The organism is Allorhizobium ampelinum S4 (genome assembly GCF_000016285.1).
GTDB classification, from domain to species: domain Bacteria; phylum Pseudomonadota; class Alphaproteobacteria; order Rhizobiales; family Rhizobiaceae; genus Allorhizobium; species Allorhizobium ampelinum.
This window is the reverse complement of the sequence record NC_011989.1, coordinates 1448121-1473286: the sequence shown is the minus strand read 5'-3', so window position 1 is coordinate 1473286 and position 25166 is coordinate 1448121. Positions and strand designations below refer to the sequence as shown.

Here is a 25166-nt window from a genome sequence, read left to right as displayed (position 1 = left end):
GGCCATGCCCAGCCTCGATTACAGCCAGGTGACGATCACTGCCCTTATCGCTTCGCTGGCGATTGGCTATCTGCTCGGCTCCATCCCCTTCGGACTGCTCCTGACCCGGATGGCGGGCCTGGGCGACGTGCGCAATATTGGTTCCGGCAATATTGGCGCCACCAATGTGCTGCGCACCGGCAATAAGAAGCTGGCCGCAGCCACACTGCTGCTGGATGCCTTGAAGGCAACGGCGGCGGCGCTGATCGCCCAGAAACTGTTCGGCTCCGATACGGTCCATCTGCCGGGCCTGCTTGGGGGCTTTGCTGCCTTTATCGGCCACCTGTTCCCGGTCTGGCTGGGTTTTAAGGGCGGCAAGGGCGTGGCCACCTATATCGGCACATTGCTCGGCATTTTTCCGTTGATGGTGCTGGTCTTTGCCATCGTCTGGCTGTCGATTGCCTTTCTCAGCCGCTATTCCTCGCTATCAGCACTGGTTGCAACCCTTGTTATTCCGGTTGCATTGTGGATACTTGGTCAGCCGGAAGCTGCCATGATCACCTCGGCGATGACCGTGATCACCTGGGGCAAGCACAAGGCGAATATTGAACGATTGATTTCAGGCACCGAGAGCAAGATCGGTAAAAAAGGATAGCACACCATGTCGGCAGGCGGTTCGGGACGCTCAGGTATCGCCCTGACGGAAAAACAACGAACCGCCTGGCTAAGGCTGATCCGCTCCGACAATGTCGGCCCGGCCACTTTTCGCGACCTGATCAACAATTTCGGCACCGCCGAACGTGCCTTGGACATGCTGCCCGAACTGTCGCAGCGCGGCGGCGCCACCCGTTCCATCCGCATTGCGACAGTGGCTGAGGCCGAACGCGAGCTGGAATTTGCCCGCAAATTCGGCGCGCGATTCGTCGGTATCGGCGAGCCGGACTATCCCCCGGCGCTGCGCCAGATCGACGCGGCGCCGCCGATTCTGGCGATGAAAGGCTTGGGCAGTACCGCCATCCGCCCCTCCATCGGCATTGTCGGATCGCGCAATGCCTCAATCAGCGGCGTGAAAATGGCAGCACTGCTGGCACGCGATTGCGGCACAACCGGCTACACCATCACATCAGGTCTGGCGCGCGGTATCGATGCGGGCGCGCATCGGGCAAGCCTGGACACTGGCACGATGGCCGCCCTGGCCGGTGGGCTCGACCGGCCCTACCCGCCTGAGAATGTCGATCTGCTGAAAGACATCTGGGATGGCAAGGGTGTGGCGATCAGCGAAATGCCATTTGGCTGGGAGCCTCGCGCCCGCGATTTTCCAAGACGCAACCGCTTGATTGCAGGAACCTCACTTGGGGTTGTGGTGATAGAAGCCGCCAGTCGTTCCGGCTCACTGATTACGGCGCGGCTGGCTGCCGATTTCGGACGGCTGGTGTTTGCCGTGCCGGGCTCGCCGCTCGATCCGCGCTGTCATGGTACCAATGGACTGTTGAAAAACGGTGCGACGATCACCACCGAGGCCCGGGATATTCTCGAGGCGCTATCCCCGCTCAGCAGTATTGACTTGTTTTCCCAGCCACAGGTGGAGGAGCCGGTCTATGAAGAAAGCGAGACCTTCAACCAGCCACCCGGCGAACAGGATCGCAGCCGGATCATCGATGCGTTGGGCATAACGCCGGTCGAGGTCGATGATATCATTCGCCACACGCAACTGCCGCCATCCGCCGTCTATCTGGTGATGCTGGAACTGGATATCGCCGGGCGCCTGCACCGCCATCCCGGTGGCCTGGTTTCCATTGCACCGCTGGATTAAAGTTGGACTTCGCTCATCAGCGCCTTGAACGATTTTCAAAGCGTTCTTTTGGCGTTTGAGATCATTCTTGGCGCTTTGTGGCGGCGTTGAAGGTCGCCGGCCTCTTCAAAAGCCATCTCGATCAGGTAGCACAGCATTTGCGCGCCCTCCTTCTCGGCAACCAGCCGCAATTCACCCAGCATCTGGCGCACATAGGCTATGCTTTCCCGGCTATGAAGTTCCGATGCGCCACTGCCCGTCATTACGTGTTCCCGTCGTGGAAATACAACCTGAATATGTATAATTGCTACCTATGCAACATATGATACAGAATTGATTTATGATTGCAATACCATTTTCATAAACTTTTGGTTGTGCAAACGTGTGATGGATAAAATGCATGAGGGGACTTGACCCCGGCGCAATCCCTGTCCATGTCGAACCATCGATGCTTGAACCCTCGCCAGAATCGACGCCATATGCAACAAACGGGGCCATGTTCAGAGAAACAGAATGAATGTAGTCGTTGTCGAATCCCCTGCCAAAGCCAAGACGATCAACAAGTATCTCGGACCGGGATATAAGGTGCTCGCCTCCTTCGGCCATGTCCGCGACCTGCCTGCCAAGGACGGTTCGGTCCTGCCGGATCAGGATTTCGAGATGCTATGGGAAGTGGACACCGCCTCCGCCAAACGCATGAAGGACATTGCCGATGCGATGAAGGGGGCCGACGCCTTGTTTCTCGCAACCGACCCGGATCGTGAGGGTGAAGCGATTTCCTGGCATGTGCTGGATCTCTTGAAGAAGAAGAAGGTGATCGGCGACAAGCCGGTGAAGCGCGTGGTTTTCAACGCCATCACCAAGAAAGCCGTGCTCGACGCCATGGCTGCCCCGCGTGATATCGATGGCGATCTGGTCGATGCCTATCTGGCGCGCCGTGCGATGGACTATCTGGTTGGCTTCAACCTGTCGCCGGTTCTGTGGCGCAAGCTGCCCGGTGCCCGTTCGGCAGGCCGCGTCCAATCGGTGGCCCTGCGGCTGGTTTGCGACCGGGAAAACGAGATCGAACGATTCGTCTCGGAAGAATACTGGAACCTGTCGGCGCTTCTGAAGACTCCACGCGGCGATGAATTCCTGGCTCGTCTGGTGTCCGCGGATGGCAAGCGCTTGCAAGCGCGCAGCGTTGGCAATGGCGACATGGCCAACCGGCTGAAAGACCTGCTCGACGGCGCCAACTATGTGGTGGAATCGATTGAGGCTAAGCCCGTCAAGCGCAACCCGTCGCCACCCTTTACAACCTCTACGCTACAACAGGCCGCCTCCTCCAAGCTCGGCTTTTCCGCCTCACGCACCATGCAGGTGGCGCAGAAGCTTTATGAAGGCGTTGATATTGGCGGCGAGACCGTCGGTCTGATCACCTATATGCGTACCGATGGCGTCCAGATGGCCCCGGAAGCCATTGAGGCCGCCCGCTCCGCAATTACCCAGCAATTCGGCCCGCGCTACATGCCGGAAAAGCCGCGCTTCTATTCCACCAAGGCGAAAAACGCCCAGGAAGCGCATGAAGCCATCCGCCCGACCGATTTCAACCGGACGCCGGATCAGGTGCGCCGCTATCTCGATGCCGACCAGTTGCGCCTCTACGATCTGGTCTGGAAGCGCGGCATTGCCAGTCAGATGGCGTCTGCCGAAATCGAGCGGACCACCGCTGAAATCCTCGCCGACAAGGCCGGTGAAAAAGCCGGTCTGCGCGCCGTTGGTTCCGTCATCCGCTTCGACGGATTTATCGCCGCCTATACCGACCACCGTGAGGAAGGCGAAAAGAGCGACGACGATGATGAAGATGGCCGTCTGCCGGAGATCAACGCCCGCGAGGCGCTGGCCAAGCAAAAGGTCAACGCCACCCAGCATTTCACCGAGCCGCCACCGCGCTATTCGGAAGCGACCCTGATCAAAAAGATGGAAGAGCTTGGCATTGGCCGGCCCTCCACCTATGCCGCAACGCTGAAGACGCTCAGCGACCGTGAATATGTTGTTATCGACAAGCGCAAGCTGATCCCCGAAGCCAAGGGCCGATTGGTGACGGCGTTCTTGGAAAGCTTCTTCACCCGCTATGTCGAATATGATTTCACCGCCGATCTTGAAGAAAAGCTCGACAAGATTTCTGCCGGTGAGCTGAACTGGAAGGACGTGCTGCGCGAATTCTGGCAGAATTTCTTTGCCCAGATCGAAGGCACCAAGGAATTGCGCGTCACCAACGTGCTCGACGCCCTGAACGAGGCCTTGGCCCCGCTGGTGTTCCCGAAGCGCGAAGATGGCTCGGACCCGCGCATTTGCCAGGTTTGTGGCACCGGCAATCTGTCGCTGAAGCTCGGTAAGTACGGCGCTTTTGTCGGCTGCTCCAATTATCCGGAATGCAACTTCACCCGCCAATTGTCCGCCGATGGCGGCACGGAAGCGGAAGCCGTCGGCAATGAACCGAAAGCACTGGGTGAAGATCCGACAACCGGTGAACAGATCACACTTCGCAGCGGCCGTTTCGGCCCTTACGTCCAGCGTGGCGATGGCAAGGAAGCCAAGCGCTCGTCCCTGCCCAAGGGTTGGTCGCCGACCGATGTGGATTTTGACAAGGCGCTGTCACTGCTGTCGCTGCCGCGCGAAGTCGGCCTTCACCCGGAAACCGGTAAGATGATGACTGCGGGGCTTGGCCGCTACGGACCTTTCGTGCTGCACGATGGCACCTATGCCAATCTCGATGGTATCGAGGATGTGTTGACCATCGGCCTCAACCGAGCCGTCACGGTTCTGGCTGAAAAGCAGGCCAACCCCGGTGGCCGTGGCCGCGCCGCACCTGCCGCCCTGAAAGAGATCGGCGATCATCCCGATGGCGGTGCGATTACCGTGCGCGATGGCCGCTATGGTCCCTACGTGAATTGGGGTAAGATCAATGCGACCATTCCCAAAGGCATGGACCCGCAAGCCGTGACCATGGAAGAGGCGATTGCCCTGATCGTCGAGCGCGCAGCCAAGGAAGGCAGCGGCAAGACCAAGGCGAAACCTGCGGCCAAATCCGCCAGCGCAAAGAAGGCGCCTGCGAAAAAACCGGCTGCGAAAGCCACCAAGGCCGATGCGGATGACGCCGCCGACGCCAAACCAAAGAAAGCAGCTGCCAAGCCGAAGGCAACAAAGCCCAAGGCAAAGCCCGCCGCAAAAACAGAGAAAGCCTGACCTTGAGCAAATCCCCGCGACCCGACACCCGCAGCCTCACCAACAGAACGCGGAAGGCGGAGCTTGCGGCGAAAAAGGCAGCGGACAAGAATGAAACGGTGATCATTCACGGGGCGGTGCCGCCCCGTGAAATCCTGATGCAGTTCATCACCGACAACCCCGACCGGGCATCCAAGCGCGAAATCGCCAAGGCTTTTGGCCTGAAGGGCGAAGCCCGTATTGAATTGAAGGAAGCCCTGCGGGCTTTGGAAGAAGACGGGCTGGTCAACAAGAACCGCAAGTCGCTGAGCCGACCTGGGGCATTGCCGCCCGTGACCGTTCTCGACATCACCACCCGTGACAAGGATGGCGACCTGATCGGGCGTCCCGCCGAATGGCCGGATGAACTGGGCGCTGCCCCTGCCGTTTCCATCCGCCAGTCCAGCGCGGACCGCGCCAAGGGCAAGACGCCGGTTGGCGGACTAGGCGACCGGGTTTTGGCAAAGATTTTCCCCTCCAAGGACCATATCGGTCCCGCCTATACCGCCCGGATCATCAAAGTGATCGACAAGCGGCGCGGCGCGCTTTTGGGCGTCTACCGTGAAATGGCCGGTGATACCGGCGGCAGGCTGATGCCGATCGAGCGGCGCGGCGAGGAAATGGTCATCGAGGCCGCCGATGTCGGCGACGCCCGCGACGGCGATCTGGTCGAGGTGGAAGTCGGGCGGCTCTCCAGCCGTCTGGGTCTTGCCCGCGCCAAGGTTCTGTCGGTGATTGGCTCGGTGGCATCAGAAAAAGCCATCTCGATGATCGCCATCCATGCCCATGGCATTCCACATATCTTCCCGCAATCGGTGCTAGACGAGGCCGATGCCGCCAAACCGGCCAGCATGGCGCATCGGGAGGACTGGCGCAGCTTGCCGCTGGTCACGATCGACCCGCATGACGCCAAGGACCATGACGACGCTGTTCATGCCGAGCCGGACCCCTCGCCCGATAATCCGGGCGGCGTGATCGTCACCGTGGCGATTGCCGACGTCTCCTATTATATCCGCAGTAAGTCGGCGCTGGACCGCGAGGCGCTGAAGCGCGGCAATTCGGTCTATTTCCCCGACCGGGTCGTGCCGATGCTGCCGGAGCGGATTTCCAACGATCTCTGCTCGCTGCGCGAGGGCGTTGACCGGCCGGCGCTGGCCGTGCGCATGGTGTTTTCCCATGAAGGCCGTAAGGCCAGCCATACCTTTCATCGCATCATGATGAAGAGTGCGGCCAAACTGTCCTACCAACAGGCACAGGCCGCTATTGACGGCAACCCGGATGACAAGGCTGGGCCGCTGCTGGAGCCGATCCTGAAGCCGCTTTGGGCCGCCTATGCGATCCTGAAGCGTGGCCGCGACCGCCGTCAGCCACTGGAACTGGACATGCCGGAGCGCAAAATCATCCTTAAAGCCGATGGCACAGTGGATCGGGTCTTTGTACCAGAACGGCTGGACGCCCATAAGCTGATCGAGGAAATGATGATCCAGGCCAATGTGGCCGCCGCCGAGACGCTGGAGAAGAAAAAACAGCCGCTGGTCTACCGCATCCACGATACGCCAACATTGGCCAAGCAGGAAGTGCTGCGCGAGTTCCTGGCCACCATCGGCTTTTCACTGGCCAAGGGCGGCAATCTGCGCTCCAATTCGTTCAATGGTATCCTCGCCAAGGCGCAGGACACGCCGCATCAGACCATCGTCAACGAAATGGTGCTGCGCTCGCAGAGTCAGGCGGTCTATAGCCCCGAGAATATCGGCCATTTCGGCTTGAACCTTTTGAAATACGCGCATTTCACCTCCCCCATCCGCCGCTACGCCGACCTGATCGTGCATCGGGCGCTGGTTGGCACGCTAGGGCTTGGCGAAGGCGGCATTACATCCGATGAAGAAGCGGCGCTGGCCGATGTCGCCGCCGAAATTTCCACCTTCGAGCGCCGCGCCATGGCAGCCGAGCGCGACACGATCAACCGGCTGATCGCTCACCATCTGGCAACACGGATCGGCGACGAATTCGACGGGCAGGTCTCAGGCGTCACCAAATCCGGCCTGTTCATCTCCCTGCCGCAATATGGCGCTGATGGCTTCATTCCGGTCTCAACGCTTGGCCGCGACTATTTCATCTACGATGAGGCACATCAGGCACTGACCGGCGAAAAGACCGGGCTTGGCTATCAATTGGGGGATAGCGTCAGCGTCAAGCTGGTGGAAGCCGTGCCGCTGGCCGGTGCCTTGCGGTTTGAAATCCTCAGCGAAGGCAAGAAAATGCCGACCGGCATCCGTTCCTTCCACAAGGCGACGCGGCGCGGACGGCCTGGTCCCGGCAAGACACCGGGAACAAGACCACCGCGTGGAAGGCGTTGAAACTACGCGCCGAGTTCGTATATCTGGGCTTCGTAAATGAAGCCAGTCGAAGCGCTTGTGCGCAAATGCCGCGATGAAATATCAACTTTCATGCCCCATCTTTGATCAAAGCCTATAGGATTTGATAGAAGTTCAGGAGGAACCGCATGTCTGTCAGCCAGTCTCCCCCCGTTATCCGCTTCGGCGGCGGCAAGGATGCGGTTCGCCCCCTTGGACGCTCCATCCTGCGCGGTCTGATGTGTACCTGTCCGGCCTGCGGCTCCGGTCGCCTGTTCAAGGCCTTCCTGAAGCCGGTCGATACCTGCGCAGCCTGCGGCGAGGATCTTTCCCATCAGAGGGCCGACGACCTGCCGCCCTATATCGTCATCATGATCGTCGGCCATGTGCTGCTGGGCGGCTATATGATGACCGATCTGGTCTTCGTGCTGTCAACCTGGGCGCATCTGGCGATCTGGACACCGATTGCCGTCATCGTCTCTCTGTTGATCATCCAGCCCATCAAGGGCGGCGTGGTCGGGCTGCAATGGGCGCTGCGCATGCATGGTTTCGGGGACGAGTCTGAGGTGATCGAGGACTACGACGAGCGCTATCCGCCAAAGTGACGGTTTCAACGAGCCATATCGGATGGACCAGCCAGGCCAAACCAACCCAGGTCGGGCGACGTATTAAGACAATCAAATAAGTAGTTTTCTGCATAGTGGCTTAAACCGGTTTCGATTTTTGCCATTATGGAGTAAAGCCCCGGAGGATCGCTGGCATATTATGAGATGTAATCGGCCTTTGTTGCCCTGGCATGACGCCTTGCGCTGTTATCCTTCACCGCGCATTGCGTGCATTTTCTTCTAAGGACCTTCCATGTCTGACACCAGAGACCCTGTTACCGGACATCGTGAAGAGATCCATTGGCCATCGCTGATTGCCGCAGTCTCATCGATTTCCGCTGTGGGCATTGCCATCGGGCTTGGATTGCCGCTGCTCAGCATCATTCTGGAAAAACGCGGCATTCCCTCCACCCTGATCGGGCTGAATTCAGCCATGGCAGGCGTTGCGGCGATGATTGCCGCGCCAATCACCACCAGGCTCGCGCACCGTGTCGGGGTGGCGCAGACCATGATCTGGGCGGTGCTGCTGGCAGCGCTCAGTTCGCTCGGCTTCTATTACGCCGAAGCCTTCTGGATGTGGTTTCCCCTGCGACTGGTGTTTCACGGCGCCACGACGACATTGTTCATCCTGTCGGAATTCTGGATCAATGCGGCCGCCCCCCCGTCGCGGCGCGGGCTGGTGCTCGGCATTTATGCCACGGTCCTATCGGTCGGTTTTGCAGCAGGCCCCTTGCTGTTTTCGATTGTCGGCAGTGAAGGCGTATTGCCCTTTGCCATCGGTGCGGTTGCCATCCTCATGGCAGCGGTGCCGATCTTCGTTGCCCGCAACGAAAGCCCGGCGCTGGATGAAAAGCCAGAGATGCATTTCTTCCGCTATATCTTCCTGGTGCCAACCGCCACAGCCGCCGTCTTCGTGTTCGGCGCGGTGGAAGTCGGTGGACTGTCACTGATGCCCGTCTATGCCACCCGTATCGGCTTCACAGAGGCCCAGTCAGCCCTGCTGCTCACTGTGATGGGGGTTGGCAATATGGTGTTCCAGATCCCGCTTGGCATGCTCTCCGACAAGCTTAGGGATCGCCGCTTGCTGCTCGGCGCCCTGGCGACGGTCGGTCTGATCGGATCGCTGCTGCTGCCGCTGATCTCCCATAGCTGGATGGCGATGGCCGTCATCCTGCTATTCTGGGGCGGCTGCGTGTCGGGCCTCTACACAATCGGCCTCAGTCATCTCGGCTCCCGACTCACAGGCTCAGACCTTGCCGCCGCCAATGCCGCCTTCGTTTTCTGCTACGCCGTTGGCACGGTGGCCGGACCACAAGTGGTGGGTGCAGCGATTGACATGGGCGGAAATGCCGGTTTTGCCTGGTCGATTGCCGGCTTCTTTGCGTTATATGTGGTTCTTTCCGTCGCACGATTGTTTTTCAAGGGTGTGCGGGGTTGACTTTTCGGTGGCGATTTGTAGTTTCCGCCCAGATTTGCCGTGGGCCCTGAAGGTCGTCACGGCTTTGTGTTATTCATGTAAGGCAGGACGACCATGGCCAAGGCTACAACCATCAAGATCAAGCTGCTGTCGACAGCCGATACGGGTTTCTTCTACGTCACCACCAAGAACAGCCGTACGATGACGGACAAGATGACGAAGACCAAATACGACCCGATCGCTCGCAAGCATGTCGAGTTTAAGGAAACCAAGATCAAGTGATCCTGGTTCTTCGTAAGAAGATTGAAAGGCGCGCTCCATCCGGCGCGCTTTTTTTATGCCGTTTTGAGGATGGGCCAGCACGCCACGCAGACCGACTTTAAAAGCCGAGCCCGATCCTGCCTGGGGCAATAGGCGTAAGGACGCTGTCGGCGCGAGGACAGTGACCCCACGCATAGAGAGGGGCGCAGGTTAGAATGCATCGGAAACCATCTCGACCGCGAAACGCAAAACGCCGCCTCCGGACAAGGAAGCGGCGTTGGGAAGCGGCGTTGGAATGGGGGTCGGCGGGCATGCAATAACGGCACGAGGAACCGCTTGATAATCGCACACCTGCCGACCAACCCCACGACCCAGGAGATGCGGCGGACCTGAGCACCATGGGGTATTGGTTAAACCTGTTATTCGTCAGTTTTTACTGCTTAATTTCTCAGATCCACAGGGATCGATGGATATCTCTAAGCAGCTTATAAAAACGGCATTTATTAAGAACCACAGCATACGTTAAAGCACAGCTTGCTATGGATGCATCGTAGTTGTCCCAACTATGCGCATATGAAATAAAAAATCAACATTTTCTTAACCGTTGCATCTTTTCGATGTCGGCATGGTTAAATTCTGCTCATTTCCGCTTCGTAAAAACAAATAGAATTAACACTCCAGAGAGGCAAGTATTTTCTCTAAAAAACTCTCGATATCGACGAAAAATCGTCGTTATCAACAATTCGAAAAACATAACTTTCTATTACACCTCCATTTCTATCCAAAACAGAGTACAAAAATAAAACTATACCCTTATTTATTTATGGTATATTTTTTATTTTTTTAAAAAAAAATAGACATGTATCGAGCACATCTACAAGCTCTCGGAAAAGTCCGGGCAAACATGGCTTTCCATGTCAGGAGCAAATTTTTGCCAAACCGGATCCTTGAACACGCGCATGGATGTAACGGAAAATCACGGCAGATGAATTTTTGATGATGCGGGAGAGCGGGCTCCACGTGACCCCAAACACAAAGGTACACCTGTGCTGAAATTACTTTAAGCCGCCGCCGACACGACCCTGTTACGGCCCTCGGTTTTGGCCTGATAGAGCGCGCGGTCAGCCTGTCTTAACAATTGTTCCGGACTTGCGACCTCATCTCCCGCCGTAGCGATGCCAAGCGATGCCGTAACATTCAGTTCGCCGCCAGATTGCAACCGAAATGGCTTTTTCTCTACCATCTCGCGCAGGCGCTCGGCCACCGTACCGGCCATCTCTTGCGACGTATCCGGCATCACGACCACGAATTCCTCACCGCCATAGCGGCAGGCAAGATCGGCTCCGCGCACCGTAGCGCGAATACGAGCAGCAAACTCCCGCAGAACGTCATCGCCCGCCTCATGGCCATAGGTGTCATTGACCAGCTTGAACCGATCGATATCCACCAGACACACCGAAAGCGGCTGCTTGCGCAGACTGGAGCGCTCGAACAACACTTTGATGTGGGTATCGAGATAGCGCCGATTGTGAAGTCCGGTAAGATCGTCGGTCACCGCCAGTTCAATGGTTTGCTGCACGCTGCTGCGCAGCCTGTCATTATACCGTTTGCGGCGTAGCTGGGTCAGCGTGCGCGCCAGAAGCTCATTGGTGTCGACCGGCCGGACAATGTAATCGTTGACGCCCAGATCCAACGCCCGCACGATCAAGTATTCCTCGCCTTGGTCGGCAATCAGCAAAATCGGAATGAAGCGGGTGCGGTCCAGCGACCGCAGCTGCGAACACAGGCGCAGCGGATCGTAATCCTCCAGCGTGCCATTGACGATAACCAGGTCGAAATTGCTTTCCGCCGCCTCAAACAGCGCGGCCTGGGCGTCGGACATCGCAACAACATCGGCCACAGGCTTCAACGCCTTGATGATGCGCTCCTGCGAACTGGCGCGGCTATCGACCAGCAGAACCTGGCCGACCTCGTCCATACGACCGTCGCCGAGATGAATGTTGCTGTCTATGCCCATTTTCTGCGCCGTCTCGGCGCGGATGCGCAATTCATCGGAAAGGGTTTTCAGACGCACCAGACTTTTAACCCGGGAGATCAGTTGCAGATCGTTGACCGGCTTGGTCAGAAAATCGTCAGCGCCAGCCTTCAATCCCCTCACCCGGTCCGAAGGCTGGTCCAGTGCCGTGACCATCACCACGGGAATATGGGCCGTGCGCGGGCTGGATTTCAGCCGCTCGCACACTTCAAAGCCGTCAATGCCTGGCATCATGACATCAAGAAGGACGACGTCCACCTGGGTGCGGTCGCAGATATCCAGCGCCTTCAACCCGTCTTCCGCCGTCAATACCTCGAAATATTCCGCCAGCAGCCGCGCTTCCAACAGCTTCACATTGGCAGGAACATCATCAACAACCAGAATACGGGCTGTCATCAGCCATCACCCCTTGAAGCATGCCTGGCGCACTCGCGCGACCGGCTCTGCATGAACATTGCGCCACCCCGACAGACTGGCACTTCAGATAGAATTCATAACTTCCAGAGCGCCGCGGTCCATCAGGCATTTGACCAGATCTCACGGCGATCGCCTATGGGTTTGAGAACCCCGCGCTGCCTGCGCCTCAGGCGTCGCCCAGATAGGTCTTGATCGTTTCCAGGAATTTTGGCACGGAAATCGGCTTCGACACATAGGCCTCGCACCCACCCTGGCGAATACGTTCCTCATCGCCCTTCATGGCAAAGGCAGTCACCGCGATCACGGGAATAACGTGCAGCTCGCTATCCTGCTTCAGCCATTTGGTCACTTCCAGGCCGGAAACTTCCGGTAGCTGTATGTCCATCAGGATCAGATCGGGATGATGTTTGCGGGCCAATTCCAGCGCTTCCATGCCGTTACGGGTCTGGATGGTCGCATAGCCCGACGCTTCGATCAGATCACGAAACAGTTTCATGTTCAGCTCGTTATCTTCAACGATCATCACCTTTTTCGGCATTTTCAATCCTTGCTTTCCCGCCCTCCATGGTGGATGACAGGCGTAACAGACATAAAGATTCATTCTTTTGTGAAATAGAATTTAGCGCGATTTGGTTGAGAAATAGGTAATTCCCCGGCACATTGCGACACAAGTCAGTCAAGACAATTTAACCGTGATAAACCGAAAATAACAACCGGTTTAAGCGAGTTGGCCGGATAGAACGAACTGCCGGACGAAACAAACTGAAATGGGCATAGACTGTGCGAGACAAAGTGACGATCAAGACGGTTTCAGCAGAGCACGCCGAACAAACGGCGATTGCCGTACTGGGTTGGCTAGCGAGTGAGCCGGACATGCTGGGACGGTTTCTGTCCCTGACCGGCCTGGAGCCTCAGCAATTGCGCCTGGCCGTCAATGACCCGGAATTTCTGGCCGGACTTCTGGAGTTTCTCATGCAGCATGAACCGACCTTGCTGGAATTCTGCTCCGCCACCCAGACCCGCCCGGAAGATGTGATTGCAGCCTATCACGTCTATGTTCGGCCTGCACTTGATTCCGGTGAAATCTGATGGGCGAGATTGTCGACTTCAACCACGTTCAATTGGCGGACCGGCCATTGCTGATCAGTGACGTCGACGACGTCGTGCTGGAATTCCTGGTACCCTTCGAGGCCTATCTCGACAGCCTGGGCCATCGTCTCTTGCCGAAATCCTTTCGACTGCATGGCAATATCGTGTCAGCCAAGGATCAGCTTGCGCTGGAAGATCAGATTGTCACGGATCTCCTGCTGACGTTTTTCGAAAAGCAGGAAGAATGGCAGACGCCGTTTGGCGATGCCGTGGCCGTGCTGCAACGGATCGGCAAGATTGCCGATATTGTGTTTCTGACCGCCATGCCCCCCGCCTTTACCGCCCAGCGGCGCCGTCTGCTGGACCGGCTGGGGCTGGATTTCCCCCTCCTGGCCACGGAAAGCCCAAAGGGACCAGTTGTGAAAGCCCTGCATGGTGACAGGCCCCTGCCCTTCGCCTTCATGGATGACATGGCCCATAATCTCCATTCCGTGGGAGAGCATGCACCGGACTGTCTACTGGTGCAGATCGGGCCTCAGTCTGAAATTCATCGCCACGCGCCGCCGCCCGGCCCCCATGTATTGCGTGCCGACGATTGGCACGATGCCAGCGAGCGAGTTCTCCGCCATTTCCAGGCGCGGGTCTGATCCGCTTCCGTCTTTTACTTTTTCAGGCCATGGAGATTAGCAAGGGTTCCCCTTGCAGGCACTGAAAACCCGGCTTATGGTGGCGATGTTCAACATATGTTCTCGCCCATGTCTGCTGCGCCGCCCCTCCATTCCGGCTTTTGTCGTGATTGCCTTTCCCTACAGGCGGAAGGCAAGCGGAGATGCACGGCTTGCGGCAGCCCTCGCCTCGTCTATCACCCGGAACTGTTTAAGCTGACATTGGCCCATATCGATTGCGACGCCTTTTATGCCTCTGTTGAAAAGCGCGACAATCCAGACCTGATCGACAAGCCATTGATCATTGGCGGTGGTAAGCGCGGTGTGGTTTCCACCGCCTGTTACGTGGCCCGCATCCATGGTGTGCGCTCGGCCATGCCGATGTTCAAGGCGTTGGAAGCTTGCCCTGACGCCGTAGTCATTCCACCGAATATGGAAAAATATTCCCGCGTCGGTCGGCAGGTCCGGGCAATGATGGAGGAGTTGACCCCTCTGGTGCAACCCCTGTCCATTGATGAGGCCTTTCTGGAATTGAAAGGGACTGAGGCCCTGCATCACGCGCCACCCGCGCTTGTGCTGGCACGGCTTGCCCGGCGTATTGAAAGCGAGATCGGCATCACCGTTTCTGTTGGTCTATCCTATTGTAAATTTCTGGCGAAAGTGGCGTCCGACCTGCAAAAACCGCGGGGATTTTCGGTCGTCGGCGAGGCCGAAGCGCTGGACTTTCTGGCGCCCCGCCCTGTCACCACGATCTGGGGCGTCGGCAAGGCCTTCGCCAGCACCTTGGAAAAAGACGGCATCCGCACCATCGGACAATTGCAAACCATGGAGGAAAGCGACCTGATCCGCCGCTATGGCAGCATGGGCCAACGACTGGCACGGCTATCGAAAGGCATAGACGACCGGGACGTCCATACCAATGACCCGGCCAAAAGCGTCTCCGCCGAAACCACGTTCTTTGACGATATTTCCCGCCGGGAAGACCTTGTCCCCCATCTGCGCAAGCTCTCGGAGAAAGTCGCCTGGCGCTTGAAAAAGCAGGAACTGGCTGGACACACCGTTATCTTGAAGCTGAAGAGCGCCGATTTCAAATTACGCACCCGCAACCGGCGCTTGGACGATCCCACTCAACTTGCCGACCGGATCTTTCGCACGGGCCTGCAAATGCTGGAAAAGGAAGCCGATGGCACGAAATTTCGGCTAATCGGTATCGGCATCAGCGATTTTGCCGACCCAAGCCTGGCCGACCCCCCGGATCTGGTCGATCCGGATGCCGCCCGCCGCGCCAAGGCGGAAGCCGCCATGGACCAATTGCGGATGAAATTCGGCAAGGGCATGGTCGAAACCGGCTTCACCTTCGACAGCAATAAAAAATAGCCACTATCAAAGCGCCGTTGTCAAAGCATTGCCCGTCAACTTTGTGTGAGCGGCCATGCCGGGTAAGCAATCGTTAAAGATCGACGTTTATTTTAGGATTCAGCCTGCACGCGGCTGCATCCTTTGTGCATTTTATAAAACGCACGGCGGTATAGGCGTTTAACAACTGATTTCTCGGCACATCGTTGCTCACATGATCAGGCGACCTTTTGAAGGCCCAGTTTTCCCGGTTTACAGATGAGGGCACCATGACGGTCCGCACCATGTTTCGTTCGATGTTCCTGTCCGCTTCCCTGCTCGCGTTGAGCGCAGGCCTGTCGCAGGCCTCCGCCAGAGACGGCAGCGCATTGCAAATCATCGTGTCGAAACAGACGCAATCTCTCACGGTCTATGATGGAGACCGGATCATCGCCTCTTCGAAGGTTTCTACTGGTAAGGAAGGTCATACGACGCCGTCTGGAATCTTCTCGATCATCCAAAAGACGAAATATCACGAATCCAACCTTTATTCGAATGCGCCCATGCCCTGGATGCAACGAATCACTTGGTCTGGCGTTGCCTTGCATGAATCGAACAGCGTACCAAACCGGCCAGCCTCGCATGGCTGCGTGCGCCTGCCCGGCCAATTTGCGCGTGAGCTCTACGGCATGACCCGGCTGGGTGCGCATGTGCTGATCAGCGATGCTCCGGTCGCACCGGCTCCCATTGAACACCCGTTCCTGTTCACCCCGACGCAACAACAGCAAGGCCCGCAAATCCTGTCCGACGCCCGCCTGCGCGGTACGGACGGCACCAGCGGTACAGAACCGGTGGAAGTGGCGATGGCCGATCTGCCCCGCCCCAAACCCCCGTCCGTAATTGCCGGACAACCACCTTTGAGCCTGTTGATCACGTTTCGGGGTGAAACCGAAACCATCCATGACGCCCAACTTCTGTTGCAGGACATGGGGTTTGAGACGGGCGGCCATGACGGTCATGCCGGCCCCCTGACCCGCACGGCCATCCAGGGCTTCAAACGGTGGAAAGGTCTGCCCCTGAAGGGTCCGCTGATTACGCCGACGTTCCTGAGCGCTCTCTATAAAACTGCTGGCAAGCCGATACCACCCGTTGGCCAAATCTATGCACGCCAGGCATTCAAGCCGGTCTTCGATGCGCCTATTGTCATCGACCAGCCGGAAAAACCACTCGGCACCCATTTTTTCGCAGCGAACCTGGAGAGTGCCGGTGGGAAGGCTCATTGGCAGGTGACCAGCCTTGAGCAAACTTCCACGGTCTCAAATTCGTCGATTGTCACCATTGGCAAGATGCAGCCAAACGTCCCCAATGGGTTGGATACGGTTTTCAATCGGATTCACGTCCCCGCCGACATCCGCGAGCGTATTGAAATGACCATGACGACAGGAACCGTGATGACGATTACCGACCACGGACTAAGCCCGGATACGGTTGACGGCACGGACTTCATCACCAACCTGCCGGGATAACGGCAATACCGAAATAATCCATGTGGCCTGCGCCCGTGCAGCAGTTTTGCGACAGCGACGCCACAAAGAGTGCCTATACCAATTCAACATCCACCACACCCGGCGCGGACCGCATGGCCGCGGCGATTTCCGGGGTGATACGGAACCGTTGATTGAGTTCGACTTCAATTTCGCGGCGTCCATCCTCCTTGATCACCACGAACGAGACCAGTCCATCACCCTTGGTATTGAGATGGGCGGCGAGCGCCCGCAAGGGACTGGAATCGCGCAGATAGACACGCAACGTCTTTTGCATCTGCAAGGATTTTTCTTCCAAAGACTGCGCCGTCTGGATACGAAGACCAATGCCTTCCGGCCGTTCTTCTGCGGCAACCGTGATCACCAGTGACTTGCCCGATTCGAGCAGGTCGCGATACTGGTTCAAGCCTTCCGAAAACAGCACAGCCTCGAACTGGCCAGTGGCATCCGAAAAGGTCACGATGCCCATTTTGTTTCCGGTTCGCGTCTTGCGCTCCTGCTTTGAAATCACCGTCCCGGCCAGCCGACCCGCCGTCGCGCCTTGACGCACCGCGCCGGAAAAATCGACGAAATTCTGCACGCGCATCTTTTCCAGCAGCGGTTTATAGGTGTCGAGCGGATGGGCCGAGAGATAAAAGCCCAGAACCTGAAACTCCCGCATCAACTTTTCGGATGGCAGCCAGGGTGTATAGGTCGGAAAGGAAATCCGCTCCGGCCCTGTGGCGCCGCCAGAGCCGAACATGTCCGACTGGCCGCTGACGGCATTTTCCTGGGCGCGTTGCGCATAGCCGATAATCCGGTCCATGCCAGCCAGCAATTCAGGACGGTCGCGGCCAAAACAATCGAAGGCACCGGCAAAAATCAGGCTTTCAAATACCCGGCGATTGATCTGCTTCGGGTCGATCCGTAGACAAAAATCCTCGAGATCGGCAAAGGGCGTATCGCCGCGGACCGTTACGATATGCTCGACGGCTGCATCGCCGACGCCCTTCAAGGCAGCCAGCGAATAGTAAATCCTGTTCGGCCCCGTCTGGAAGTGCCGGAAAGAAGTCTGAACCGACGGTGGCACGACCTCAATACCGAGACGCCCGGCATCCTGGCGGAAATCCACCAGTTTTTCGGTATTGGCCATATCGAGTGTCATCGACGCTGCCAGAAACTCCACCGGATAATGGGCCTTCATATAGGCGGTCTGGTAGGAGACAATAGCGTAGGCTGCGGCGTGGGATTTGTTGAAGCCGTAATTGGCAAATTTCGCCAGCAGGTCGAAAATGTTGTCGGCCTGGGGCTTTGAGACACCATTCTTCACCGCACCATCGACGAAACGGGCGCGCTGCTTGTCCATTTCCTCCTTGATCTTCTTACCCATGGCACGGCGCAGAAGATCCGCTTCACCGAGCGAATAGCCCGACAGAACCTGGGCCACCTGCATGACCTGCTCCTGATAGACGATAACCCCCTGGGTTTCCTTCAGAAGGTAATCGATGGTCGGATGGATCGATTCGATCTCCTCCTCACCATGCTTACGGGCATTGTAGACCGGAATATTCTCCATCGGCCCCGGACGATAGAGCGCCACCAGCGCGATAATATCCTCGATACAGTCGGGTCGCATACCGATCAGTGCCTTGCGCATGCCGGCACTTTCCACCTGGAACACACCGACGGTCTCACCGCGTGACAGCATTTGATAGGTTTTTTCGTCGTCCAGCGGAATTGTCGCCAGGTCAATCTCGATATCGCGCAACCGGCAGAAATCCACGGCGGTTTTCAGCACTGTCAGCGTCTTCAATCCGAGAAAGTCGAACTTGACCAGCCCGGCCTGCTCCACCCACTTCATGTTAAACTGGGTGACCGGCATATCCGAGCGCGGATCGCGATACATCGGTACCAGCTTGGACAGCGGTCGGTCACCGATAACGATACCGGCGGCATGGGTCGAGGCGTGGCGATAAAGCCCCTCGATCTTCTGGGCGATATCCAGAAGACGGGCAACGACAGGCTCCTTCTCCGCCTCCTCCTGAAACTTTGGCTCTTCTTCGATGGCCTTGGACAAGGGGGTCGGATTGGCCGGATTGTTCGGCACCAGCTTACAGATCCTGTCGACCTGCCCATAGGGCATTTCCAGCACGCGGCCAACGTCGCGCAAGGCTGCACGGGCCTGGAGCGACCCGAAGGTGATGATCTGCGCCACTTGCTCGCGCCCATATTTGCGCTGCACATAACGGATCACCTCTTCACGGCGATCCTGGCAGAAGTCGATGTCGAAGTCGGGCATCGAGACGCGCTCAGGATTGAGAAAGCGTTCGAACAGCAAGGAGAACCGCAGCGGATCGACATCGGTAATGGTCAAGGCATAGGCGACCAGCGAACCCGCACCCGAACCACGGCCAGGGCCAACGGGAATGTCCTGGCTCTTGGCCCATTTGATGAAGTCGGCAACGATCAGGAAGTAGCCGGGAAATTTCATCCGCTCGATGACGCCGAGCTCGAAATCCAGCCGGTCCCGATATTCCTTCTCATCATAGCCTGGTGCCATGCCAAGCTTTGCCAGCCGGTCATCCAATCCCTCGATGGCCTGGCGGCGCAATTCCCCAGCCTCGGCGCGCTCAGCCTCTTCAGGATCGTCGCTACCGCCGGTAAAGCGCGGCAGTATAGGGTTGCGGGTGTCGAGAACGAAAGAACAGCGGCTGGCTATCTCCACCGTGTTTTCAAGCGCTTCCGGCAGATCCCTAAACAAGGTCTGCATTTCCTTGCGGCTTTTCAGATAGTGATCCGGGGTCAGACGAAACCGCCGGTCGTCGGACACGATGGCATTATGGGCAACGGCCATCAGCGCGTCATGGGCATCATAATCGTCACGGCTCGGAAAGAAGGCCTCATTGGTGGCAACCAATGGAATATCATGATCATAAGCGAGCGCGATCATCCGGCTTTCATGCACACGGTCATAACCTTGGTGGCGCTGCAATTCGATATAAAGCCGATCCCCGAACAGGGATTTGAGCGTCTGAAGCCGCGACAGCGCCTGGGCGTGATGACCGTCCTTCACCGGCAGATCGACCGGACCGCCTGTTGCACCCGTCAGGGCGATCAGGCCATCCGTACCGATCTCTTCTAACCAGGAGGCGGTGATATGCACAGACTGCGTATTATCGCCCTGGAGATAGGCACGGCTGACCAAGTCTACCAGCCGCTCATAACCCGCCGGATCGGCGGCGAGAAGCACAATGGCCGGATATTTGGCAAGAGAGCTATTGCCCCGCTTTTCCTCATTGGCGTCTTCCATATCGATGGACAATTGACAGCCAATGATCGGCTGCAAGCCATCGCTGAGCGCCTTCTGGGAAAACTCGAGCGCTATGAACAGGTTATTGGTATCGGTAATGGCAATGGCCGGTTGCTGGTCAGAGGCAACCTTGCTCAGGATCTTCTTCAGCGGCAGCGCACCTTCCAGCAGCGAATAGGCCGAATGCACTCTTAAATGGACGAAACCTGGACCCGCATTCACTACAGCTTGTCCGCTTGCGCCCATATCACTCATTGCATCCATCCTGCTTGCTTGTCGCCGCTGTGCACTGAAGATCGCCACCATAAAACTTCCTCGTCAAACTGAAATCAGCCCACGAAAAAAGGAATGCAGCAGATGTAAAGTGTTACCGCGTCCAATGTGCATTTAACAAAACGCACAGCGCTGTATGGAGGTTATTGTCCTAGGTTTGGCCCGCCATGTCCAGAAGACATAAAGCCTAACCGCGACCTATCCCCTTAAAGCGTCAGGCGCCTTTGGCAGACCCATCTAGATCAGGTCGCGCCAAGACGATGCCTGGCATTTCAAAAAGCCATCGCCAGAACAGACAAGCTGGCGATAAAAACAGCCAGCGATGCGAATGCGGCGATGTCATGCAGAATGTCACTCATAGCTCACTCCTGTCTTGTTATGTATCCATTTTGTTCTCCTTTTGTTTGTTCGTCAACAGATATTTTTTCCCGGAGTTTGTCTACCAAAACCGGTTTCCATTTTTCTCTGACAAACACTAAGCGCCATACGAAAAACCCGCCGATCAGATGATCGACGGGTTTTGATATCGCTGATGGAAAGGTTCTTTTCAGACCCGTGGGCGATTACAAATCGAAATCGACGATTCTGCCGTCCTGGAGAGTGACGCAGCGGTCCATCCGCCGGGCCAGTTCGTGATTATGGGTCGCAATCAACGCCGCAAGACCGGACTGGCGCACCAGCGCTTCCAACGCGGAAAACACATAAGCTGCAGTTTCCGGATCGAGATTGCCGGTCGGCTCGTCCGCCAACAGCAACAGCGGCGCATTGGCAACCGCACGGGCAATGGCCACGCGCTGCTGTTCGCCGCCAGAAAGTTCGGCGGGACGGTGATCACCGCGATGGCCGATGCGCATGTAATCAAGCAAAGCCTTGGCACGCTTGCTGGCTTCCGGAATGCTCAAGCCCGCAATCATCTGCGGCATCATGATGTTTTCAAGCGCCGAAAACTCCGGCAACAGGTGATGGAACTGATAGACGAAGCCAATGCTGGTGCGGCGCATGGCCGTGCGGCCTTCCTCGGACAACTCATTGCAACGGGTGCCGCCAATCAGCACGTCGCCATCCGTCGGATGTTCCAGCAGCCCGGCAATATGCAGCAGGGTGGACTTGCCCGTGCCCGACGGAGCAACGAGAGCGACGGTTTCGCCTTCGTATAATTTTAGGCCGGCGCCTTTCAGAATGGAAAGCTTGGTTTCGCCTTCCCCATAGGTGCGCGAAACCTCCGAAATTTCAAGAACAGGGTTGTTCGCCATGGATCCGCTGTTCCTTATTCGTAACGCAGGGCTTGCACGGGGTCGAGCCGGGCCGCCCGCCATGCCGGAAAGATGGTGGCGATAAAGGATAGGGTGAGCGACATGATAATCACCGAAACCGTTTCACCAAAGCTCATATCCGCCGGCAATTTGCTGAGGAAGTAGAGTTGCGGATCAAACAACACCGTACCGGAGACCCAGGAGAAGAAATTCCGGATCGATTCGATGTTCAGACAGACCAGCACGCCCAGTCCAACGCCAGCGAACGTGCCGGCGATGCCGATGGCCGCACCCGTCATGAAGAAGATCCGAAGGATCGAACTTGAACTGGCGCCCATGGTCTTCAGAATGGCGATATCGCTGCTCTTGTCCTTCACCAGCATGATCAGGCCGGAAATGATGTTCAGCGCCGCGACAATAACGATCAATGTCAGGATCATGAACATCACATTGCGCTCCACCTGCAAGGCGGAGAAGAAGGTCTGGTTACGCTGACGCCAATCGCTGATGAATACCTGCCGGCCCGCTGCCGCCTCGACTTTGGGGCGCAGTTCATCGATGTCGTCAGGATTGGTGACGAACAATTCGATGGATTGCACCACGCCTTCCGCGTTGAAATAGAGCTGCGATTCTTCAAGCGGCATGTAAATGATCGAGGAATCATATTCCGACATGCCGATCTCGAACGTACCGGAAATCTTGTAGGATTTGACCCGCGGGTTGACTCCCATCGGAGTCACGTCCCCCTCTGGCGAGACTAGAGTAATGGAATCGCCCGCCTGCAAACCGAGATCGTTGGCCATGCGCGAACCGATCAGCACGCCCTGGCCGGATGTGAAGCCCACCATGTCGCCGGTCTTGATATTCGCAGCCACTTCCTTGAGCTTCAACAGGTCGTCGGGGCGGATGCCGCGCACCAACGCACCCGTCCCAGCCCCACCCTTGCCAGAGGCCAGCGTCTGGCCCTCGACCAGCGGCAGCGCCATGGTGACACCGGGCACTGCGGAGAATTTCTTGGCAAGATCGGCAAAGTCGGTAAAGGGACTGTCGACCGGCTGAACGATCATATGCCCGTTTATGCCGAGGATACGAGAAATCAACTCGGTCCGAAAACCGTTCATGACAGCCATGACGATGATCAGGGTCGCAACCCCCAGCATGATGCCGACAAAGGAAAAGCCGGCAATGACCGAAATCACCGCCTCTTTGCGCCGAGCGCGCAGGTAGCGCCAGGCCACCATGCGCTCAAATGCGGAAAACGGCTTTGCGGATGACGGCACTGCGGTATCGCCTGCCGCAGAGCTTCCGGTTTCACTGCTCAATCTTGCCTCCTGGCGTCGCTCAACCGGCAAGACGGTTGATGGCGGCCTCGATGGTCATGGTTTCACGCTCGCCGGTTTTACGGTTCTTCAGCTCGACTTCGCCATTGGCGACCGACCTCGGACCGACGATCACCTGATAGGGAACGCCGATCAAATCGGCGAGTGCGAATTTCGCACCGGCGCGATCATCGGTATCGTCGAGAAGAACATCCTTGCCGGCCTTGGTCAGCGCCCCGTACACGGTGTCGCAAGCGCCATCGCAACCGGCATCCCCAGCCTTCATGTTGATGATGATGGCATCGAAAGGCGCGACGGAAGCCGGCCAGATAATGCCATTTTCATCATGGGAAGCTTCGATAATGGCCGGAACAAGGCGGGTCGGCCCAATACCATAGGATCCCATGTGAACAAGATGTTCCTTACCATCAGGTCCCTGCACCTTGGCGCCCATCGGTTCGGAATATTTGGTGCCGAAATAGAAGATATGACCGACCTCGATACCACGAGCGGAAATCTTCGCGTCATCCGGCATGGCACCGTAAGCCGCCTCATCATGCATTTCAGAGGTAGCGGCATAGTGCGACGTCCAGTCGTCAAAAATCGCCTGAAGGCCAGCAACATCGTCAAAATCGGTATCGGCAGACGGAATGGCGCGATCCAGGAAGCTCTTGTGACAAAAGACTTCCGATTCACCGGTATCGGCGAGAATGATGAATTCATGGCTGTGATTGCCACCAATCGGGCCGGTATCGGCGCGCATTGGAATGGCGCGCAGACCAAGCCGGTCAAACGTCCGAAGATAGGCGGCAAACATCTTGTTATAGGAGTGAATGGCGCTTTCCTTCGTCAAATCGAAGGAATAAGCGTCTTTCATCAAAAACTCGCGCGACCGCATCGTGCCGAAGCGCGGCCTGATCTCATCACGGAATTTCAATTGTATGTGATAGAGGTTCAGCGGCAGGCTCTTGTAGGACTTTACATAGGACCGGAAGATGTCCGTGATCATTTCTTCATTGGTGGGACCGTACAGCATGGGCCGGTCCTGCCGATCCTTGATCCGCAGCATTTCCTTGCCATAGTCGTCGTAACGACCGCTTTCCTGCCAAAGCTCCGCCGATTGCAGCGTCGGCATCAGCAATTCCACTGCCCCTGCCCGGTTCTGCTCCTGACGAATGATCGCATTGACCTTGTCCAGCACGCGCTTGCCCAGCGGCAGCCAGGAATAGATACCTTGTGACTGCTGCCGGATCATGCCGGTGCGCAGCATCAGCCGATGAGAAACGATTTCCGCTTCCTTGGGATTTTCCTTCAGGATAGGCAAAAAATAACGGGAGAGACGCATACCGACTTCCATTGGTGAGGCGAGCCGCATTTCGTGCGGAATCAGCCGTATATCTGGTTTTTCTTGAAGCCTTCTAACCGTTTCGCACACGGAAGAAAACCCGCCCCGTCCTTTTGTGCACGGCGGCGAAGGATAACAAGGCCCTGCGGCCCAATCTGCCTCATGCAGAGACATCTTAACGATCGGCTTGTTTTGGCTGGCTCATGACTGAACACCTGGCAAAAATACTGAGATTCAGATCCAAAACCGGGGCAAATCACTTAACGCCTGAGCATTCGCTCGCGGCTCAACCATGTCAAAATATTGACAAATCAGCAAAAATTTCCAGCTCAATTTCTTTTTTTAGAAAGCTGTAACAAAAATGCAAAAAGTTGATGACAAGTCTGCCTTGTTGAGCTAGTTTACGCTCACAAAACAGGCAGAAAGCTTAAATTTCTGCCGATTTCGCGGTTAAAGTCTTGGGAGGATCAGATCTTAGGCGCGGTCATTCGCAGCCCCTTAATTGGTGAAAGGTCACGCGACATTTCAATAACAAGGTCTTCGGGCCTTGTTTTTTTTTGCCCATACGGGTGCTGTCCGCTTACGGGACAAACCCAGCGCTCCGAGAATATCAGGCCCTCAGCGAATATCAGGCATGACGTGCGGCAGGTCAGCAAAGCTGAAGCCGAAATAGCCGGACACGAAATTCCAGCCAAAAAAGATGACGGCAGCGACAATCGTCGTGGTACCCATCACCCGCCAGAAGCGGAAGCCTGCTGGGGCGCTGGCCACGGTGCCTGGAACGATGGCGCTTTCTTCGTCCTGAGTCCGCACTCCAAAGGGCAGGACGGCAAACAGCGTAACCCACCAGAGAATGAAATAGATCGCTCCACCGGTAACCCACGACATCACTCTTCCTCCCCGAAATGCACCCGAACGCAGTCACAAGAGCGCAATCTACAGCATCGG

The 25166-nt window shown here is 57.0% G+C and carries 19 protein-coding genes; 11 read left to right on the top strand and 8 right to left on the bottom strand.

The features are described from left to right. Positions 1 to 4: 4 nt before the first annotated feature. Both plsY and dprA read left to right on the top strand, forming a co-directional pair. A complete protein-coding gene (plsY, locus tag AVI_RS06880) occupies positions 5 to 634 on the top strand; it encodes a glycerol-3-phosphate 1-O-acyltransferase PlsY (RefSeq protein ID WP_015915685.1) in 630 nt (209 codons plus the stop codon). Positions 635 to 640: 6 nt separating this feature from the next. Then, the gene (dprA, locus tag AVI_RS06875) at positions 641 to 1792 is read left to right on the top strand and encodes a DNA-processing protein DprA (protein WP_015915684.1); all 1152 of its coding nucleotides are present in this window, start codon (positions 641 to 643) and stop codon (positions 1790 to 1792) included. A gap of 35 nt (positions 1793 to 1827) precedes the next feature. Here dprA and AVI_RS06870 read toward each other — a convergent pair whose 3' ends face one another. Continuing rightward, on the bottom strand, positions 1828 to 2034 hold the full coding sequence (locus tag AVI_RS06870; RefSeq protein WP_041696451.1) for a hypothetical protein: 207 nt from the start codon (positions 2032 to 2034) through the stop codon (positions 1828 to 1830). Between the two features lie 250 nt (positions 2035 to 2284). Between AVI_RS06870 and topA the strand changes: the two genes are divergently transcribed. The 5 genes from topA (at position 2285) to rpmG (ending at position 9675) form a co-directional block, all read left to right on the top strand. Then, positions 2285 to 4999, top strand: coding sequence for a type I DNA topoisomerase (topA, locus tag AVI_RS06865; protein ID WP_015915683.1), 2715 nt, complete (start codon positions 2285 to 2287; stop codon positions 4997 to 4999). Between the two features lie 98 nt (positions 5000 to 5097). Next, the gene (gene rnr, locus AVI_RS06860; protein WP_234617908.1) at positions 5098 to 7374 is read left to right on the top strand and encodes a ribonuclease R; all 2277 of its coding nucleotides are present in this window, start codon (positions 5098 to 5100) and stop codon (positions 7372 to 7374) included. Between the two features lie 146 nt (positions 7375 to 7520). Next, positions 7521 to 7976, top strand: a complete 456-nt coding sequence (locus AVI_RS06855; protein WP_015915681.1) for a DUF983 domain-containing protein — start codon at positions 7521 to 7523, stop codon at positions 7974 to 7976. Between the two features lie 253 nt (positions 7977 to 8229). Next, positions 8230 to 9414 (top strand): MFS transporter, encoded by a 1185-nt coding sequence (locus AVI_RS06850; RefSeq protein ID WP_015915680.1) that lies wholly within the window; start codon positions 8230 to 8232, stop codon positions 9412 to 9414. A gap of 93 nt (positions 9415 to 9507) precedes the next feature. Next, complete coding sequence (gene rpmG, locus AVI_RS06845; RefSeq protein ID WP_015915679.1) at positions 9508 to 9675, top strand: 50S ribosomal protein L33; 168 nt, start codon at positions 9508 to 9510, stop codon at positions 9673 to 9675. A 1039-nt stretch (positions 9676 to 10714) separates the two neighbouring features. Here rpmG and AVI_RS06840 read toward each other — a convergent pair. Together AVI_RS06840 and AVI_RS06835 are read right to left on the bottom strand one after the other, a co-directional pair. Beyond that, complete coding sequence (locus AVI_RS06840; protein ID WP_041696447.1) at positions 10715 to 12085, bottom strand: PleD family two-component system response regulator; 1371 nt, start codon at positions 12083 to 12085, stop codon at positions 10715 to 10717. A 187-nt stretch (positions 12086 to 12272) separates the two neighbouring features. Next, positions 12273 to 12644, bottom strand: a complete 372-nt coding sequence (locus AVI_RS06835; protein ID WP_015915677.1) for a response regulator — start codon at positions 12642 to 12644, stop codon at positions 12273 to 12275. A 254-nt stretch (positions 12645 to 12898) separates the two neighbouring features. Between AVI_RS06835 and AVI_RS06830 the strand changes: the two genes are divergently transcribed. From AVI_RS06830 to AVI_RS06815, 4 genes are all read left to right on the top strand, one after another. Beyond that, positions 12899 to 13195 carry a DUF3572 domain-containing protein gene (locus tag AVI_RS06830; RefSeq protein ID WP_139191392.1) on the top strand — a complete coding sequence of 99 codons (297 nt, stop codon included), beginning with the start codon at positions 12899 to 12901 and terminating at the stop codon, positions 13193 to 13195. Then, positions 13195 to 13842 carry a hypothetical protein gene (locus tag AVI_RS06825; protein WP_015915675.1) on the top strand — a complete coding sequence of 216 codons (648 nt, stop codon included), beginning with the start codon at positions 13195 to 13197 and terminating at the stop codon, positions 13840 to 13842. Before AVI_RS06830 ends, AVI_RS06825 begins: the two co-directional genes overlap by 1 nt. Before the next feature lie 108 nt (positions 13843 to 13950). Continuing rightward, complete coding sequence (locus tag AVI_RS06820; RefSeq protein WP_015915674.1) at positions 13951 to 15237, top strand: DNA polymerase IV; 1287 nt, start codon at positions 13951 to 13953, stop codon at positions 15235 to 15237. Positions 15238 to 15485: 248 nt separating this feature from the next. Next, positions 15486 to 16721, top strand: a complete 1236-nt coding sequence (locus tag AVI_RS06815) for a L,D-transpeptidase family protein (protein ID WP_015915673.1) — start codon at positions 15486 to 15488, stop codon at positions 16719 to 16721. 73 nt (positions 16722 to 16794) lie between these two features. Here AVI_RS06815 and dnaE read toward each other — a convergent pair whose 3' ends face one another. The 5 genes from dnaE to AVI_RS06790 form a co-directional block, all read right to left on the bottom strand. Next, complete coding sequence (gene dnaE / locus AVI_RS06810; protein ID WP_049777155.1) at positions 16795 to 20283, bottom strand: DNA polymerase III subunit alpha; 3489 nt, start codon at positions 20281 to 20283, stop codon at positions 16795 to 16797. Positions 20284 to 20864: 581 nt separating this feature from the next. Then, a complete protein-coding gene (locus AVI_RS06805) occupies positions 20865 to 21554 on the bottom strand; it encodes an ABC transporter ATP-binding protein (protein ID WP_015915671.1) in 690 nt (229 codons plus the stop codon). A 14-nt stretch (positions 21555 to 21568) separates the two neighbouring features. Beyond that, positions 21569 to 22876 (bottom strand): lipoprotein-releasing ABC transporter permease subunit, encoded by a 1308-nt coding sequence (locus AVI_RS06800; protein ID WP_015915670.1) that lies wholly within the window; start codon positions 22874 to 22876, stop codon positions 21569 to 21571. A 19-nt stretch (positions 22877 to 22895) separates the two neighbouring features. Then, positions 22896 to 24218, bottom strand: coding sequence for a proline--tRNA ligase (proS, locus tag AVI_RS06795; RefSeq protein ID WP_041697837.1), 1323 nt, complete (start codon positions 24216 to 24218; stop codon positions 22896 to 22898). 618 nt (positions 24219 to 24836) lie between these two features. Further along, complete coding sequence (locus AVI_RS06790) at positions 24837 to 25106, bottom strand: DUF1467 family protein (protein ID WP_015915668.1); 270 nt, start codon at positions 25104 to 25106, stop codon at positions 24837 to 24839. Positions 25107 to 25166: the final 60 nt, after the last annotated feature.

Bases quoted from the DNA above. Each gene is read 5' to 3' on its own strand.
- plsY (WP_015915685.1), top strand. From the start codon at position 5: ATGCCCAGCCTCGATTACAGCCAGGTGACGATCACTGCCCTTATCGCT.
- dprA (WP_015915684.1), top strand. From the start codon at position 641: ATGTCGGCAGGCGGTTCGGGACGCTCAGGTATCGCCCTGACGGAAAAA.
- AVI_RS06870 (WP_041696451.1), bottom strand. From the start codon at position 2,034: ATGACGGGCAGTGGCGCATCGGAACTTCATAGCCGGGAAAGCATAGCC.
- topA (WP_015915683.1), top strand. From the start codon at position 2,285: ATGAATGTAGTCGTTGTCGAATCCCCTGCCAAAGCCAAGACGATCAAC.
- AVI_RS06855 (WP_015915681.1), top strand. From the start codon at position 7,521: ATGTCTGTCAGCCAGTCTCCCCCCGTTATCCGCTTCGGCGGCGGCAAG.
- AVI_RS06850 (WP_015915680.1), top strand. From the start codon at position 8,230: ATGTCTGACACCAGAGACCCTGTTACCGGACATCGTGAAGAGATCCAT.
- rpmG (WP_015915679.1), top strand. From the start codon at position 9,508: ATGGCCAAGGCTACAACCATCAAGATCAAGCTGCTGTCGACAGCCGAT.
- AVI_RS06840 (WP_041696447.1), bottom strand. From the start codon at position 12,085: ATGACAGCCCGTATTCTGGTTGTTGATGATGTTCCTGCCAATGTGAAG.
- AVI_RS06835 (WP_015915677.1), bottom strand. From the start codon at position 12,644: ATGCCGAAAAAGGTGATGATCGTTGAAGATAACGAGCTGAACATGAAA.
- AVI_RS06825 (WP_015915675.1), top strand. From the start codon at position 13,195: ATGGGCGAGATTGTCGACTTCAACCACGTTCAATTGGCGGACCGGCCA.
- AVI_RS06820 (WP_015915674.1), top strand. From the start codon at position 13,951: ATGTCTGCTGCGCCGCCCCTCCATTCCGGCTTTTGTCGTGATTGCCTT.
- AVI_RS06815 (WP_015915673.1), top strand. From the start codon at position 15,486: ATGACGGTCCGCACCATGTTTCGTTCGATGTTCCTGTCCGCTTCCCTG.
- dnaE (WP_049777155.1), bottom strand. From the start codon at position 20,283: ATGAGTGATATGGGCGCAAGCGGACAAGCTGTAGTGAATGCGGGTCCA.
- AVI_RS06805 (WP_015915671.1), bottom strand. From the start codon at position 21,554: ATGGCGAACAACCCTGTTCTTGAAATTTCGGAGGTTTCGCGCACCTAT.
- proS (WP_041697837.1), bottom strand. From the start codon at position 24,218: ATGCGTCTCTCCCGTTATTTTTTGCCTATCCTGAAGGAAAATCCCAAG.
- AVI_RS06790 (WP_015915668.1), bottom strand. From the start codon at position 25,106: ATGTCGTGGGTTACCGGTGGAGCGATCTATTTCATTCTCTGGTGGGTT.